Here is a 16,140-nt window from a genome sequence, read left to right as displayed (position 1 = left end):
CAGGGAGACATGATGAAGCTCTATCAACCCGTGATGTTCGTCGGGCTGGGCGGCACCGGATGCCTGATCGGCGCTGAGTTCGAGCGCCGGCTCCGCGAGGAGATCTGCGGCCCCGACGGGACGGCCTTCCAGAACAGGCGCGAGAGCGCCCTGCGCTACCAGCTGCCGGACTGCCTCCAGTTCGTCTACGCCGACGTCAACCAGGCCGAGCTGGACCGGATGCCCGCCAGGGTGGTCCCGGGCGCCCAGCACATCCCGGCCGCGCAGGCCACCGCGCACTACGTGCGCGACCTGGTGCCGCAGGTCGACACCTATCCGGAGGTCGCGCGGAACCTCAGGCTCGCCGCGCTGCCGGTCGTCCAGGGATGGCTGCCGCCCAAGCAGGGCGAGCCCCGGGTGCTGCCGCTGCAGAAGGGCGCGGGCCAGCTCCCGACGGTGGGCAGGGCGGCGCTGTTCGAGACGTTCCGCTCGGGCATCAACCCGGCCATCCGCGACCTGCAGAACGCGGTGGGCAACCTGGCCGGCGCGCAGGCCGCGGCCGACCTGCACCGGCTGGCCGACACCGGGAGCCGGATCAACACCAAGGCCGTCGACGTCTTCGTCGCGTTCTCCATCGCCGGGGGAACCGGTGCCGGGATCTTCTACGACTACCTGCACCTCATCGGGAAGGTCTTCCAGGACACCCAGGTCAAACCCAAGATCTACCCGCTGGTCCTCATGCCGTCGGCGTTCCCGGACGGGCTGGGCGGGGGCCGGGCCGCGGAGCTGAACGCCGGGCGCGCGCTCCTCGACCTGTTCCGCCTGGTCGACCAGCAGAACGGCGGCGACGCGGTCCGTGACCTGCGCGGCCCCGACGGCGGCCCGGCCGACCCCGACGACGTGTCGGTCCGCTACCCGCAGGACGGCCGGGTCGTCCTGAAGCCCGGGGTCGTGCAGACGGCGTTCCTGTTCTCCCGGCCGGTCGGCGCCGCGCCCGACGACCTGAGGCGCTCGGTGGTCTCGCTGGTGATGTCGCTGGTGGGCACGGAGCTCAACCAGAGCAACCAGGGCAACGGCGAGGAGCGCCAGTCCTTCGCCGACAGCTTCATCAACTCGGCGATCGAACGGCAGAGCACGGCCGAGAACGGCATCGGCAACCGGGGGGTGTCGACCGCCCTGGTGACGTCGCTGACGACCCCCGTAGAGGAACTCGCCGACATCGTCGCCGGCCGGATCATCCGCAGCGGCATCGAGGAACTGCGGCTGCCGGTCGTCGGGGTGGAGACCAACCGCGAGCTGATCGAGCAGTTCTTCACCCTCTCCAACATCCACGAGATCTTCGCCCGCCGTCAGCTCGACTTCGCCGAGCCGGAGCCCGCCACGGGGGCGCGGGAGGTCATGGCGACCCTCAACGACCGGATGGAGGCGATGCGCGACGCCCTGAGCGACCTGCGCTCCGCCCTCGCCCATGACATCCCCGACCGGGTCAGCCTCTTCCACCCGGGCGACGCGGTGAACCGGCTGCTGACCCAGGTGGATCCGCTGCGGCTCCAGCGCGTGCTCTTCGGGCACCGGTCGCTCAACGACGTCGTGGACAAGGAGGGCGCGGCGGGCCTGATGCAGCGGCGCAGGGAGCCCCCGGCGCCCCCGGACGGCTTCAGCGAGGCGCCGCCGCCCGTCCCGCTGCTGAAGGACCGGGTGCTCGGCACCGTCAAGGTGAAGTGGGCCGAGGACGAGCCGACCGCCTGCCGCGAGGACCAGGACGTCTGGTACCGCTGGCGCAACCGGGTGGCGTGGACCGAGCCGTGGTCGACGCTCGCCTCGAAGTGGATGCGCCCCCTGGAGCAGGTCGAACAGAACCTGATCAAGCTCAACCAGGCGCTGAACGATCTGGCCCTCCAGGATCCCGACCAGTTCCGGGAGCGCTCGGAGATCCTCTACCGCTCCCGCGTGGGCGTCTCCTACCTGCTGCCGCCGGGCGGCGATCTGGAGCAGTTCTACCGCAGCGTCGTCGTCCGGCTGCTGGACCGGCTCGACCTCAACCCGGCCGCGACCCCCTCCGACCTGCTCCAGGCGCTGATCGGCGGCGACGGCTGGCGCGAGATGTACCTGCACACCGCCGAGTCGACCGTGGACCGGGCGATCAGCGAGATGCGCGAGCGGGTCAAGGCGCAGGTGAAGACCTACATCCAGGAGGACGTCCCGGGGAAGGCGACCCTGCTGCCGAAGCTGCGCGACCTGCTGTCGGAGGCCTCGGGCCAGACGATCGGCCGGCTGGCGGGCGACGTCCTGGACGAGTTCCGCAGCAAGCTCACCGGCCTCGTCCCGGCGAACTTCACCCCGCAGGGGACCGGGCCGATGAAGGTGCTCGTCTCCTATCCGGGGTCGCGCAACCCGGCCATCGCCGAGTACCTCAAGGAGTCGGTGCGGCTGCCGAGCGGCAAGGGCGTCACCTTCGAGTTCACCAACAGCACCGCCGAGTCGGTCTCGGTCGTCCTGTTCCGGTCGTCCATGGGGATCACCGAGGTGCGGGAGGTCTGCGACGTCCTGCGGAGCTGGTCGGAGGCGCTGCAGAACCCGCGGCCGACCGACTTCCTGCCGTGGCGGCAGCGGACCGGCTACGACTTCGGCTACCTCGCCACCCGGGAGGAGCACCGGATCAAGATCCTGCACAGGCTGCTGTGCGCGCTATGGAACGGGGACGTGACCGTCGAGGGCAGCCAGACGTCGCCCGCCGGCGTCACGATCACCCTCAACGAGGTGTCGATGACGCTCGACCTGACGCCCCTGGAGGAGGCGTCGTCGTGGGGGAGCCTGCTGAACGCCTACGAGCTGTGGACCTTCTCCGACAACGACGACGCCCGCCGCGAGTTCTGCACGCACCTGATGCAGATCACCCCGCACCGGCTGGAACAGGGCGCGAACCCGCCGTCCAAGCTCTACCAGGTGGTGCGGGAGCTGGCCAAGGAGCAGGTCGGGCACATCGACTGGATGCTCGACGAGCTCAACGCGACCAGCCGCGCCAGGGCCCGGCAGATGCGGAGTTTCTGGGCGGAGACCTTCCCCTCCGCCCTGGACTACCACTTCGAGGTCCCCGCCACGCGGGACAACCTCCGCGGTCTCGAGGCCTACACCGCCCAGCGCAAGGACGGCTACGCGTGAGGGCCCGGGTCGTCCAGCTCCAGCTGCGCGGCATCGGGCCTGCCGAGGCGCTGGAACGGGCGGGCGCCCTGCTGGCCAACTCCGAGGAGCCCGACCTCACCCGGCTGCTCATCCTCGACGAGGCGCGGTCGCTCCACGCCCACCAGGAGGCCTACGAGGAACTGCTGAGGTCGCGCTTCACCGACGCGATCGTGAGCGTGGCGGTCGGCCACGGCGACGGGACGAAGCTGGAGCTGCCGGGGAGTCTCGCCCAGGGGGCGGGCGTGCTGTGGGTGCTGAACCCCGGCGGCGTCAACTGGCGGCTGGCCGCCGGCGCCCCCGCCACCCGGCGCGACAGCCGCGAGGACCGCGACACCGGCCTGGTCCGGCTGGTCGAGGTCCTCACGATCCCGGAGGTGTTCGACCAGGCGCACCGGCTCCTCGAACGGATCCCGGGCGGGGTGGCGAACCCCGGTCACCGGCTCGCCGGGGCGGGCGGGGGGCCGTCGGAGTTCCAGCTCGGCCTCCTCGCGGCGATCGAGCAGACGCTGGAACGGCGTCCGGGACCCGCCCCCGCCTTCGGCGGCTTCGGCCGGGGCTCGGGCGCGTCCCGCCCGGTGGAGTTCCAGCCCGGCCCCTTCACCCGGCGGGTGAACGGCTGCGCGGAGGCCCTCGCCGGGGCGGGCGAGCTGGCCGAGACGCTGCCGGAGCCGTCGGCGCTGCTCGGCTCGCCCTCGCCGGTCCGTGAGCTGGTCGTCGAGGCGGGCGAGTACCTGCTCAACGTCCGGGAGGACCTGCGGATCCTGCTGGACGAGGCGCACAGCACGAGCGGGCTGACCGCGGCCCAGTACGAGACCCTGACCCGGGCGGGGATCGTCCCGCTCGACGCGGAGGACTTCGACGCCACCAGGACCAGGACCGCCCTCGACGGCTACCTGCGGGAGGCGCTGGACCGCGAGACGCCGCTGCCGAAGCTGTCGGAACGCCTCAGCGGACTCGCCGACGAGCTGGTGCCGCGCGGCAGCCGCGCGCACACGGCCGCCCTGGACGAGGCCTGCCCCGACTCCCTCCTCGAACGGCTGCGCTCACCCGAGCCGTTCCCCGGCCCCGAACCCTGGCTGCCCGGCGTGGGCCTGGTGGCGGGGGCGCTGGCGGGGCTGACCCCGTTCGGCCCGGTCAGCGGCGCCGTGATGGGCGTCCTGTGGACGCTGCTCGTCGCGCTGACGGTCGTGCGCGGACCGGGCGGGGGACGTGCGCACCTCGGCCTCGGCCTGAACGCGGCGGCCGCCGTCGGCGGGGGCGTCGCGGCGGGCGTGCTCGTCACCGGCACCTCTCCCGCGCTCTGGCCGCTCGCCCTGGTGGGCGCGCTGGCCGTGGCGATCACCGGGACGCTGCTGTCGTGGCGCTCGCGGGCCACGCACTGGGCCGCGGAGGCGGGCCTGGCCGAGGCGGGCAGGTCGCTGGAGGAACTGCTGTCCGTGCTCGGGCGGGCCGACCGGGAGTGGGCCCAGGCGACGGCGCGGCTGAACACCTCGGACGCCGTCGTCCGGCTCAGGGTCGCGCTGGACCGGGCCGCCCAGGAGCTGGAGGCGCGCGGCGCCGACCTGCGGCGGGAGCTGTCCGGCCCGCCGAACCCCGACCCCGCGCTCCGCCGGCAGCTCGGCGATCTCGTCCTCGCCGTGCTGGAGCCCCGCCTCAGGGAGCTGTCGTCGGGTTCGCCCGGCGAGCACGGCGACGCGGCGGCGCGGGCCACCGAGGATCTGCTGCGCCTCTGGGACGACCACGTCAGCGAGCACGGCCCGATCGAGCCGCCGCCGTTCGCGGTGGACCGCGAGCCTTCCGTCGCGGCGAACCCGCACACCGAGGACCTCCTCAGGGCCGCCGCGCAGAACCCCCACGACGTCATGTGGCAGCTGTGCTCGGCCGACGACCTGGCGCTGCTCGATCCGGGCCACGGCCAGGTTCCCGTCGTGCGCTTCGCGCCGAGGTCGGGGCTGGCCGCCGCGGCGGAGGGCAGGTCGGCCGCCGAAATGGTGTGGATCTCCTCCGCGCAGCACGCGGGGGTCCTGCGCCTGGTGCCGATCCGTCCCGGCATGACCTCGACGAGCTGGACGGATGAGAAGGAGGCCTGGCGATGACGAAGGAGATCCGTTTCCTCGACCCGTACGGGACCGAGGTCGAGGCCAAGTACGAGGAGCTTCCGGACGACGCGGTCTACCAGGGGTCCCCGCTGCGCGCCCGGCGGCTGCGGCTGGAGTACGCGAACGGCCGGCACGAGGAGGTGCTCCGCCTGGAGGTGCCCGCCGGCGCCCGCGACGGGAGCGCCGGTCACCGGGCCCTCGACAACGAGATCCTCGCACGGCTGAGGATCAGCCGGCTGTGCGGGCAGGGACGTCACCCCGCCGAGATCGCCAAGCTGATCGGCCGCGACACCGACGACGGTTCCGAGGCGTTCGCGCTGATCGAGCCCCAGAGCGCGGCCCCCGTGCTCCAGGCGGCGGGGAACCTGATGCACAGCGAGAAGGAGCGGTTCCAGCTCAGCCTCGTGACGGGGCTGCGCTGGCTGAGCGCGGCGGGCGTCGCGCACCGTTCGATCTCGCCCTACAGCGTGTCCTGGGACGGCAACCAGGTCCGCATCGGCGACTTCTCGTGCGCGACCGTCGTCGGAGCCCCCCGCGCGGTCCTCGGGACGCCGCCCTGGCAGCCGCCGGAGCAGCGGCCCGCGATGGCCACCGGGGCGGTGACCGCCAAGGACGACGTGTGGGCCGCCGGGCGGCTGATCTACTTCGTGCTGACCGGCAGGGAACTCGACCACCGGTCCCAGCTCGCCGACGATCCGGACCTCACCGTCCGGCTCGCCGGGATCTTCGGCGAGTTCGACGCCCGTCCGGCCGTCCGGGAGCTTCTGCGGCGGCTGGGCGGCACCGACCCCATCCCGCGGAGCCAGGGGCTGAGCCCGCGGTTCCAGGAGGGCCTCGACGAGTTCTACCGCTTCCGGGAGACCAAGCATCCCGGAAGCGGACGGCCCGACGACGAGCCGCCGCCCGCCGCGCCGCCGCCACCACCCCCGCCGACCCCGCCCGCGGCCCCGCCGCGATCGAGGACCTTCCGGCTGTTCGGCGGCGGTGCCTGACGTGGACTTCCACCAGATCCGCTACGCCTCGACCGGCCTGTCGGAGGGCCGGGTCTTCCGACCGGTCGAGTACACCTTCACCGACTACAACGACGTCGCCAAGTGGCAGACCTGGACCGAGCCCTTCCTGCGCACCGATCCCAACGAGTCCGCCCAGCCGAGCCTGTTCTACGGAGCGTTCGGGGAGCAGGCGGCCCTGGTGCGCAGGGACCAGTCGGGCGGTCCCGGCAGCGAGAACGCCCATGCGCTCATCGGCTCGTCCACCCTGCTGAGCACCCGGCTGGCCCTCGAACTGAGCAGCTGGTCGTGGGCTCAGCTGCCCGGCACCCTCACCCCTCTGTCGCCCGCGTGGTTCGTCGGCTCGCGGACCCCGCCGACCGCCGAGACACGGTCGGCGGAGGTGATGGCACGGCTCGGGCCGGCGCTCTCGCACATCCTGGCCAACGGCCCGGCTCCGCTCGTCCTGCCGTCGTCGATGTTCACCCTCGGCCTCCTGTGGGCCGTCCAGGAGATCCTCGGGGCGCTGACCGTCGGCCTCACGGGGACGGGGACCTGGAACCTCGCCTTCGAGACCTACGACGACCGGTGGAACTCGGTCGACCATTCCGGGCTGTTCCTGAGGTTCCGGCCGGGTGCGCCGTATCCCGTGCCCTACCCGGACTACGCGCAGGTCGCGCAGCGCCTCGCCGAGCGGTACGTCGAGGGCTCGCTGGACACGGAGCTGCGGAACCTGGGCGTCCTCGGGGAGCGGGACATGTCCGCCCGGCTCGGACGCCTGCTCCAGCCCCTGCCCGCCGAACCGCCGCCACCCCCGCCGCCGCCCGTGCCGAGCGTCGCGGACTTCTGGGATCCGGCGCAGCTCCCGGCGCAGGCCCCCATCCAGATCTGGCCCACCTTCACCGGAGCGAACATGGCCCCTCCGCCCAAGGATTCCGAACGCGGCGCCAAGGGCGGGAAGGTCACCTGCCCCATGTGCCTCACCCCGCTGAGCTGGGAGGACGCCAGGCTCTACAAGTTCGACGACACCGTCAACGACTACGTGCGGCTCAAGCTGCCCCCCGACGCGGGGGAGGAGCTGCGCGACCGGGAGCTCCGCACGGCCTTCGTGCGCTGCCGCACCGAGGAGTCCGAGGGGGTGTTCCACTACCTGCCGTACGCCTACGGCGAGTACGGGCCGCCCGCCGTCTTCGGGTTCGTGGGCGCCACCTCGTCGGGGAAGACGCACCTGCTCACCGCGATGATCGCCCAGCTCGTCCGGCGGGGCCTCGGCCACGGCCTCACCCAGGAGCCCATCGACCTGGTGCGGCACCAGAGCCTCGTCGACGGCCAGGTGAAGGCCCTCATCGACGACGGCAAGGTGCTCGACACGACCCAGCGCGGCGAGAACGGCTTCGTCGACGCCTTCCTGATCCAGGAGAACGGGAAGACCCCGCGGCCGGTCGCGCTGTTCGACGTCTCGGGCGGCGAGCTGACCGAGATCGGGAAGGCCAAGCGCTTCCTGAGCGTCGCGGACGGCCTGATCTTCGTCGTGGACGCGCAGGGGCTCGACCGGACCAAGCTCGGCGACCCGACCTTCAACACCGTCCTGAACTTCCTCGCCCCGCGGCTGTCGAAGGTCAGCGCCGCGGTGGTCCTCAACAAGTCCGACGTGCTCCGCTTCGAGGACCCGGCCGCCCTCTGGCTCCGCCACGAGGGCCGCGAGCTCGACGCGGAGCTCTCGCTGGCCGAGAGCGCCGACGTCTACGCCTACCTGTACGAGCGCGACGCGGGCGCCTGGATCAGGCCGTACCGCGAGTGCAAGCGCGCCACCCTGCACTTCGCCTCGGCGGTCGGCTCGGGAGCCGTCTCCGACGGGCGGTTCGTGCGCGGGGTGGAACCGCAGCGGGTGCTGGCGCCGCTGCTGTCACTGATGGCCATGACCGGGGTGCTCACGACGCCCGAAGCCAAGAAGATCGGGATCTGAAATGGGCACCGCGAAGGTCAACCAGATCGAGCTCCGCTGGCGGCAGAACAGCGACTTCGGGCCCGTCGCCTACTCCACCTCCGCCTCCGCGGATCCGCAGTACTTCCAGCGATGGTGGGTCCATCTCGCGGAGTTCGCGAGCCCTCCTCTGTCGGAGGAGACGCGCGCCGACAGCCTCGTCTACCTCGTCTTCCCCGGGACCCGCCAGGCGGCGATCATCTACCGGTGCTTCGACGAGAAGGCCAGGAAGCTGTACACGAACGCGCCGCATGAGGACGGAAATCGCAATGTGCAGGTCGCCCGGGCGATCGTCGGCGGCATGGATGCGGTCTCCACGGACCTCGCGCTGGCCTGGATGGCACGGGGTGCGCCCCTGGACCTCCTGGGGGCGAAACCCGGTCAGGCCGCCCGCGACGACGTCCTTCCGGGGATCAACCCCGCCGAACTGGCGGAGTTCGCGCGTTCCGGAGCGGTGGAGACCAGGGGAGAACTTCGAATCCAGCGAATGGTCGCCGCCGCGCTGCGGGAACCGAAGATACCGCTGGGCATCATGCTTCCCGAGGACATGATCCGGATGCCCCTGCGGAACGGGACCCAGCTTCCGCTGCTCCGTGGCCTGTTCTCTGTACTCGGACCGATGCTGACCAGTGCCAAGGGCGACCTCCTCAACGAATGGCGGCCGTCCTTCTCGACTTTCGAGCCGCACTCCAGGGCAGGCCTCCAGGGAGCCCCGCGGATCATGTTCCGGAGCGAGAAGATGCCGGAGACGCCGCCGAACTCCAAGCGTCGCGAGGCGGTTTTCAGGCCGTTCAGCGAATCGCCGGGCGACGAGCAGGGCGACCTGGCGGATCGGACCGCGCAGTGCCTGGTGAAGGCTTATGAGGCCCTTCCATCGAAGGAGTTCGCCGAGAACCTCATGGAGGCCACCGCCTACGTGGAGGACCTGACCGCACGAATGGAAGCGGTCCTCAGCAACGCCGAGTTCCTGCGGTTCGCGCCGGACAAGCTCGCCCCGGCGCGTTCGGCTTCCTACCCGCCCGTCCGGTCCCGCGCGGACGAGGACTACAGGGTCGCCGAACCCGTGCGGACCTCGACCGCCTTCAACGGCGCCGCCACCGCGGGAGGGTTCACGCTGGCCGACCTGTACCGGGAGCTGGGGCGTCTCGAAGGTGACAAGAAGGCGATCCATGTCGCGACCAAGTGGATCGCGGCCGCGGGCAGGCACGGCGTCCGCCTCCAGGAGCAGGCGGCCCTCCAGGCGCTGGCGACGGCCATGGAGCACCAGTGGTTCGATCAAGATCTGCGCACCATCGGCCAGGACGAGGACCTCGCCGGACGCTCCATCGCCGACCTGTTGGGCCCGATGGTGCTCAGGCAGCAGAACGAGGACGTGATGTTCGCCAAGCTGGCCGAGACGACACGGAGCCCGGACGCCCCCGAGAGCTGGCATCTGGCGATGGGCGAGCTCTACGGGCGGTTGCCGGGATCGTCCATCAAAGCCTTCGAGGCCGCGGTGCTCCCCGCCCTGCTGGAGTGGCTCGGCCGGAGGGGCACGGCGGTACAGGTGGACAAGCCCGCTCCCTTCCATCCGGTGGCGCCGCCGCTGGTCGTCCAGCCCGCGCCCCAACCGCGACGATTCCTCGACAGAGGGGAGAGACGGGACGGGCAACCGGAGCCTCCGGGCTTCGTAGACCGGTACGCGAGCTTGATCGCGCTGGTCGCCACGGTGATCGTCGTCCTGACGGTCGTCTTCCTGGCGAGGGGGGCGTGATGGCCGAGCGGTGGAACGGGAGGTTCCTGCTGGTGGCCTCGGCCGTCGACGGTTACGCGGAGCGGACCGCGCTGATGCAGGGGGAGCTGCTGGCGGGGTTCGCCCGGGTCCTGGACGCCGCGGCCTGGGAGGCGGGGCTCGCCCGGGACTCCTGGCGGATCCGGCGGAGCTCGGGGTCGGAGCTGGCCGTGCTGCCGGGGACCGAGAACGAGGCGGAGGTCGTCGGGCGGTTCGTCGAGAAGCTCGCGACCGCGCTGACCGAACGGAACCGGACCGCGGCCGAGGCCGCCCGGGTGCGGTTGCGGGTGGCCGTCCACTCCGGTCAGACCATCGAGGGCCCGCACGGGTTCTCCGGGTCGGGCCCGGTGACCGCCGAGCGGCTGCGCGACTGCCCCGAGCTGGTCGCGGCGCTGGCCGCCGCCCCGGCCGCCGACCTCGCCGTGATCGTGGCCGATCCGGTGTACCAGGACACCGTGGCCGGGCAGCTCACCCCGCTCGAACCCGGTGACCTGCGCGAGGTGAAGGTGCGCGGCTCCCACGCCTGGTTCTGGCTGCCGGGCCACGCCCTGCCCGAACCCCCACCCGCCGGGCCGGGTCCCGCGGGGGCCGGACAGGAGCGGCCGAAGCCTCCGGCCGGGGGCGGCCCGTCCGTCTCCATCGTCGGCAACACGATCAACTCCACCTACTTCGCGGTGGGCGACATCCACGGAGCCCAGGGATGAGCGACTCCCCGGCCGAGCCGCAGCAACCGGCCAAGAGCACCCCCGACGGCGAGGGCGGCGGGGGCGGCACCGGCGGCGAGAAGGACAGAGAAAGGGCCGAAGGGGCCAAGGCGAAGCACCAGGAACTGGGCCGGAGGTTCTCGGCCAGGACGGGCCAGGCCGGTTCGGTCGGCGAGCGGCTGGGCGCCGAGGCCGACGCCCTGTCGAGCTTCACCGGCAACGACATCAAGGCCGGGGCGATGGCCGGCCGCGACATCCACTTCCACGCCGCCTCCGCGGGCAAGGACTCCGTCAGGCTGTGCGAGCTGACCGACCTGGACGCGCTGGGCCGGGTGTTCGTGCCGCCGCAGGGGTTCACCGCCCTGGTCGAGGCCGTCGCCTCGCACCGGGTGACCGTCCTGTGCGCGGACGACGGCGCCGGACGGTACATGACCGCCCGGCGGCTGCTGTCCGGCTTCCCGCGGGTGTTCCTGCTCGCGCCCGAGACCCGGCTGGGCATGCTCACCGCGGCGGACCTGACCGCGGGCGCGGGCTACGTCCTCACCGACCTGGCCGGGCCCGCGGCGCGCGCCCTGACCTCGTTCGAGCTGGAGAGCCTCGTCGGCGTCCTGGAGGAGTGCGACGCCCGGCTCGTCATCACCGTGACGCGCGGCCGGAGGTTCGGCTGCTCGGAGTTCTCCGCCCTGGTCCACGAGCAGGGCCCGGCCGGCGACCGGCGGGAGATGCTGATCAGGCATCTCGAGCAGCGCTCCGGTTTCGAGGGCGCCGACCGCGTCCTCGACGACGCCGAGGCCATGGCCCTGATCGCCGAGCAGCTGGAGAAGGACGTCCGGCCGGTCCACGCCGCGACGCTCGCCGACCTGTTCGCCGAGGCGCTCGAAGGCGACGAGCCGCTCGCGGCGGCCGTCAGGGCCAGGATCGAGCTCCAGGACCAGGCCGCCTTCGAGCGCTGGGCGGACGCGCTGCCCGACCTGTCCACCCAGTGCATGGCCATGGCGATCGCGGTGCTGGGCGGCGAGCCCTACGAGACCGCCTCGGCCTCCGCCGACCTGCTCCAGTCCTACCTCGAACCGGAGAACGCGCTGGAGAGCGCCGAACAGGCGCGCCACGCCCCGCTCGTCCGTAAGCGGGCCGCGCGGCTGGAGGCGCTGCGCGCCCATGTCGTCCCCTCGACGGTGCAGACCCGGCACGGCGGGACGGCCGCGGGAGTGGTGCGGTTCAAGGACCCGAACCTCCAGCGCAGATACCTGTTCTACTTCTGGAACGAGTACGACGACGCCCGTCCCAAGCTGCTGAGCTGGCTCCGCGAGTACGCCAGGCACGAGCTGGACACCGTCCGGGTCCGGACCGCGGTCGCCGTCGGATTCCTCACCGCCCGCTCCTTCGACCACGTCCGGCGGCACGTCATCGTGCAGTGGGCCAGGGACGAGGATCCCCGGCTGCGCGACGCTGCGGCCGTGGCCCTGCGCGGCGCGGCCGAGCAGGATCCCGAGCTCCGCAAGACGATCCGCGGCATGGTCCGCGAGTGGGCGGTGGACGAGGTGTCGCCCGCCCTCCAGGCCACGGCCGCCCGGGCCTGGCGGCTGGAGCACGACGCGTCCGGGTCGGCCGCCGCGCTGGAGGCGCTCGAGGACCTTTCCGCCTCCGACGAGGAGGAGGTGACCGCGGCCGTCTGCGAGACCGTCACCGAGATGTGGGAGGTGGAGGGGGAGCGCCTCGACGCCGCCGCCCTCCTGCTCGGCTGGCTGGGCAAGAAGGACCAGCGCAACACCGCCCGCCTGGCCTTCCTCTACGCCGCCGCGGACCTGGTCCGTGAGCTTCCGAAGCTCGACGGGGAGATCACGACGTGGCCGCTGCTCCTGCACATCGCCACGGTCGCCCCGATCAGGCAGCGGGGGATCGCGGCCCTGTGGGCGGACTCCCTGAACGCCGCGGGCCTGCACCGCAGCGCCAAGGAGGTGCTGGCCGAGTGGGCGCACACGGCCGAACCGGAACCCGTGGTGCGCCGGGCACTGGCCCGCCTGCTGGCGGTCGCCGCCGCCAGGGACGGCAGGACCTGGGACGTCATCGCTTACGAAGCCAGGAGCTGGGCCGAGGGGGCGCGGGGAGCGCCGAAGTGCTCGGCCGAGGTGCTCCGGATCCTCACCGCAGAAAGGCAGTTCCGATGAACCAGCAGCAGCTTCCGGACGAGTCGGAGCCGCACCGCGACGACAGGCGGCACCAGCAGCCCCAGGGCGGCCAGGACCCGCAGCAGCAGCAACAACAGCAGGCCGCCCCGCAGCAGCCGTGGACGGGAGCACTCCAGCAGCCCTGGATGCAGGGGATGCCGGGCGGTGGAGGCCCGCCGCAGGGGATGCCGCCGATCCAGGCCGTGATGCCGGCCCCGCCACCGCCGCCCGTCCCGCCCGTGCCGCTCATCCTGAACGAGCAGCCGATGGCGACGGCCGGGCGGGTCCCCGCCGTCCCCGGCCGTGCCGTCCTGTACCTCGACCGCAACGGCGCCCTGGTCGAGCTGGCCAGGCCGCCCCTGGCGTTCACGACCGTGCGCTACAAGTTCCGCTACGAGGTCGACATCGGCGACCACTCGATGTCGGCGCAGCTGGAGGTGCCGAGCGCGTCGATGGCGGCGAAGTTCCAGCTCACGGTGCACGTCGGCTGGCGGGTCACGGATCCCGCGCGGATCGTCAGGGCCCGGATGCCCGACGGCAACGAGTTCGTCAGGACCCGGCTGATCGAGCTGCTCCAGCCGATCGCCCGCCGCTACACCATCGACCGGGACGCCGCCTTCGAGGAGAAGGTCGGTGAGGTGCTGTCCCGGGGGAACGTGACCTTCGACGAGGGCATCACGCTGTTCCGGCTGATCGCCCAGGTCGACCACGACGCCGGGGCCGCCGCGCGGAACGCCGCCTGGGTCAACGCGACGTTCCAGTCGGAGATGACGGCCCAGGGCATCGCCGACCTGAGGAACCAGGTCAGCGGCCAGGAGGATCTGCTGTTCCTGTTCCTCCAGCGCCACCCCGACCAGGTCGGCGAGGTCATCGGCGACATCCGCACCCGGGGCACCCTGGACCGGCAGCAGCGGATCGAGCTGTTCAACAAGCTCGTCGACAACGACCTCATCCAGGACGCCGACATCGAGCCGCTGCGCAAGATGATCATCACTCCGATCGAGGGGTTCGTCGGCAACAACCCGACCGGCGCCTTCTTCACCGAGCAGGTGCCGATCCAGCCGGGGCCGTCCGAGGCGCGCCAGGCCCTCCCGCCGCCCCCGCCGGCCTCGTACGACGAGGACGAGGAGGAGGACGTCATGCCGGACCGGGTCATCGGCGGGTCGGTCGACGGGGTGGCCGACTGGCGTCCGCCGCCGTGGCAGCGGGGTGGTCAGTGATGCCGTGGCCGTTCCGGAGGGGCGAGGACGACACGCTCACCGGCGACCAGATGGCCTTCCCGAGCCCGTTCGGACAGACCCCGGCGGCCGCCAGGATGCCCTGGCGGCTGCCCGACGAGCCCGCCCTTTCCGGCATCGCCGCCGACGCCGCGAGCGTGGGCGGGCTGACGGTGCGGGCGGCGTCGCTGGTCGGTCCCGGGCACCGGTGCGCCGAACCGGCGGGGCCCCGCCAGGACGCCTACAAGCTGGGCCGCGACGCCGCGGGGCGGTATCTGATCGTCGCGGTGGCCGACGGGATGTCCGACAGCAGCCGCGCCCACCTGGGGGCGAGCGTCGCGGTGAGCGCCCTGGTCGGCAGGCTGCGCGCGGACCTGAACCGTGACGCGCCGCTGCGGGCGCCCGAGATCTTCCTGGAGGCGGCCCGGCAGATGTCGGGCGCGGCCGAGCAGTTCGGGGTGACGGAGAACGACGTCAGGGCCGCGGCGCTGGCGGCCGTCATCCCGGTCCTCCCCGACGGCTCGGGGCGGCGCGAGATCTGGCTGGCCTCGGTCGCCGACGTCTGCGGCTGGCTGCGCGAGCCGCGCGGCTGGCGCCGGCTGGCGGGCGCGGAGAAGACGGGCTTCGACGCCGGGACCCTGACGGAGTTCCTGCCGTTCCATCCCGACCGGGCCACGGCGACGACCGTCGTGCTGGAGCCCGGCGCGGTCGTCGCGCTCACCTCGGACGGGGTCGGCGACGCGCTCGGCCAGGCCGAGGCCACCTCGGCCTGGTTCGCCGAACGCTGGACCCGGCCGCCGCACATCTCCCTGTTCCTCCAGGAGGTCGGGTTCGAGGCGAACGGTCATCTCGACGACCGCACGGCCGTCGTGGTCTGGTGCGGGCCATGAGGGCGTGGTCGGATCGGCCCGTCCCGCCGGTCGTGCCGTTCTCCGAGGTCGCCGCCCGCGGCCGGATGATCGCGGGCGAGAACGGCGAGTCCGAGATGATCTACGAGAGCGCCGGTCATCCGGGCTGGCTGGTGAAGCGCTACCGGCCGGGATTCCCCCTCCAGCCGATCGAGGAGCTCGACCGGCTGATCGATCTGCCGTCCGCGATGACGCCCGCCGACCGCGCCCTGGTCGACACCGCCTTCTGCTGGCCGGCGGCGCGCATCGTCAAGGCGGGCGGGACGGTCGGGGTGCTGATGGCGATGGCACCCGCCGACTTCTCCGTCGGCATGCGCGGGATCTCGGGGGAGACCCGTTCGCGGCTGCTCGACATCGACCAGCTCGTCCAGACCGAGCCCGGGTTCTTCACCCGGCGGGGCTGGGAGGTCCCGGCCCCGCGGGAGCGGCTGGCGGTGGCGCGGAACCTCGCCGCCGCGGGCGCGCTGCTCGAACGGCACGGCGTGGTCTACGGGGACTGGTCCTACGCCAACGCGCTGTGGGCGCGGGGCAGCGGGCGGGTGTTCGTGATCGACATGGACTCCTGCGGGTTCGGCGAACGCGCCTGGGTGGAGTGCAACACCTGGGACGACCCCTTCGCGCCCGCCGGGACGCCGCTGACCGTCCACACCGACCGGTACAAGCTCGCGGTGGCCGTGCTCCGCTGCCTGTCCGGGACGCGGGGGAGCGACTTCCCCGCGGCCTTCGACGCGCTGCCCGCCGCGCTGCGGGACGGGCCGGTCGGCAAGACCCTCTGGCAGACCCTGACCGAGGGCGACGTCACCGCGCGGCCGTCCTCGGCGAACCTGCTGGCCGTCCTCGACGCCGAGCAGGAGGCCCGCACGCCGCGGCGGCCGGTCACCCCGGTTCCGGTCCCGGACACGGCCCCGTCCCGCGCCGTGGTGCCCGAGCCGCGCCGGGCGTCCCGGCCCGCTCCGCACCGGATCGAGCCCGATCCGGTGTTCGCGCCCGAACCGGAACCCGAGCCCGAGCCGGACGGCCCCGAGACGCTCGACGGCGAATGGGTGCCCACGGCCATCGCCGCCTGCGCGGTGGTCCTGCTGCTGCTCGCCCTCGGCGGCGTGGTTGTTTCCCTGTTCCCCTGACGACGTTTCCCCGA

10 protein-coding genes are annotated in these 16,140 nt (G+C 72.7%); all 10 read left to right on the top strand.

What is annotated here, in order from left to right; all coding sequences use genetic code 11:
- Positions 1-9 precede the first annotated feature (9 nt).
- From ABD785_RS30895 to ABD785_RS30850, 10 genes are read left to right on the top strand one after another with little or no spacing between them, the layout of a single operon-like run.
- Positions 10-3,141 carry a tubulin-like doman-containing protein gene (locus ABD785_RS30895; RefSeq protein WP_344835400.1) on the top strand — a complete coding sequence of 1,044 codons (3,132 nt, stop codon included), beginning with the start codon at positions 10-12 and terminating at the stop codon, positions 3,139-3,141.
- A complete protein-coding gene (locus tag ABD785_RS30890; RefSeq protein WP_344835399.1) occupies positions 3,138-5,258 on the top strand; it encodes a hypothetical protein in 2,121 nt (706 codons plus the stop codon). The genes ABD785_RS30895 and ABD785_RS30890 overlap by 4 nt, the downstream gene beginning before the upstream one ends.
- Positions 5,255-6,253, top strand: coding sequence for a protein kinase domain-containing protein (locus ABD785_RS30885; protein WP_344835397.1), 999 nt, complete (start codon positions 5,255-5,257; stop codon positions 6,251-6,253). Before ABD785_RS30890 ends, ABD785_RS30885 begins: the two co-directional genes overlap by 4 nt.
- Before the next feature lies 1 nt (position 6,254).
- Positions 6,255-8,216, top strand: a complete 1,962-nt coding sequence (locus ABD785_RS30880; protein ID WP_344835396.1) for a P-loop NTPase family protein — start codon at positions 6,255-6,257, stop codon at positions 8,214-8,216.
- A gap of 1 nt (position 8,217) precedes the next feature.
- Complete coding sequence (locus ABD785_RS30875) at positions 8,218-9,987, top strand: hypothetical protein (RefSeq protein ID WP_344835395.1); 1,770 nt, start codon at positions 8,218-8,220, stop codon at positions 9,985-9,987.
- A complete protein-coding gene (locus tag ABD785_RS30870; protein WP_344835393.1) occupies positions 9,987-10,709 on the top strand; it encodes a hypothetical protein in 723 nt (240 codons plus the stop codon). The genes ABD785_RS30875 and ABD785_RS30870 overlap by 1 nt, the downstream gene beginning before the upstream one ends.
- Positions 10,706-12,877, top strand: coding sequence for a hypothetical protein (locus ABD785_RS30865; RefSeq protein ID WP_344835392.1), 2,172 nt, complete (start codon positions 10,706-10,708; stop codon positions 12,875-12,877). Before ABD785_RS30870 ends, ABD785_RS30865 begins: the two co-directional genes overlap by 4 nt.
- Positions 12,874-14,097, top strand: coding sequence for a hypothetical protein (locus ABD785_RS30860; RefSeq protein WP_344835391.1), 1,224 nt, complete (start codon positions 12,874-12,876; stop codon positions 14,095-14,097). Before ABD785_RS30865 ends, ABD785_RS30860 begins: the two co-directional genes overlap by 4 nt.
- On the top strand, positions 14,097-14,984 hold the full coding sequence (locus ABD785_RS30855) for a protein phosphatase 2C domain-containing protein (protein ID WP_344835390.1): 888 nt from the start codon (positions 14,097-14,099) through the stop codon (positions 14,982-14,984). Before ABD785_RS30860 ends, ABD785_RS30855 begins: the two co-directional genes overlap by 1 nt.
- Positions 14,981-16,126: a hypothetical protein gene (locus ABD785_RS30850; RefSeq protein ID WP_344835389.1), complete on the top strand. Its 1,146-nt coding sequence runs from the start codon at positions 14,981-14,983 to the stop codon at positions 16,124-16,126. The genes ABD785_RS30855 and ABD785_RS30850 overlap by 4 nt, the downstream gene beginning before the upstream one ends.
- The last annotated feature ends 14 nt before the right edge of the window (positions 16,127-16,140 follow it).

Origin of the sequence: Actinocorallia longicatena (genome assembly GCF_039534125.1) — a bacterium.
Lineage (GTDB): Bacteria > Actinomycetota > Actinomycetes > Streptosporangiales > Streptosporangiaceae > Actinocorallia > Actinocorallia longicatena.
Note: the sequence above shows the minus strand (reverse complement) of the source record. Positions and strands in the feature narration are given on the sequence as shown.

Coding starts and splice junctions, on each gene's coding strand:
- ABD785_RS30855 (WP_344835390.1), top strand. CDS start 14,097: ATGCCGTGGCCGTTCCGGAGGGGCGAGGACGACACGCTCACCGGCGAC.
- ABD785_RS30865 (WP_344835392.1), top strand. CDS start 10,706: ATGAGCGACTCCCCGGCCGAGCCGCAGCAACCGGCCAAGAGCACCCCC.
- ABD785_RS30885 (WP_344835397.1), top strand. CDS start 5,255: ATGACGAAGGAGATCCGTTTCCTCGACCCGTACGGGACCGAGGTCGAG.
- ABD785_RS30895 (WP_344835400.1), top strand. CDS start 10: ATGATGAAGCTCTATCAACCCGTGATGTTCGTCGGGCTGGGCGGCACC.
- ABD785_RS30875 (WP_344835395.1), top strand. CDS start 8,218: ATGGGCACCGCGAAGGTCAACCAGATCGAGCTCCGCTGGCGGCAGAAC.
- ABD785_RS30870 (WP_344835393.1), top strand. CDS start 9,987: ATGGCCGAGCGGTGGAACGGGAGGTTCCTGCTGGTGGCCTCGGCCGTC.
- ABD785_RS30850 (WP_344835389.1), top strand. CDS start 14,981: ATGAGGGCGTGGTCGGATCGGCCCGTCCCGCCGGTCGTGCCGTTCTCC.
- ABD785_RS30860 (WP_344835391.1), top strand. CDS start 12,874: ATGAACCAGCAGCAGCTTCCGGACGAGTCGGAGCCGCACCGCGACGAC.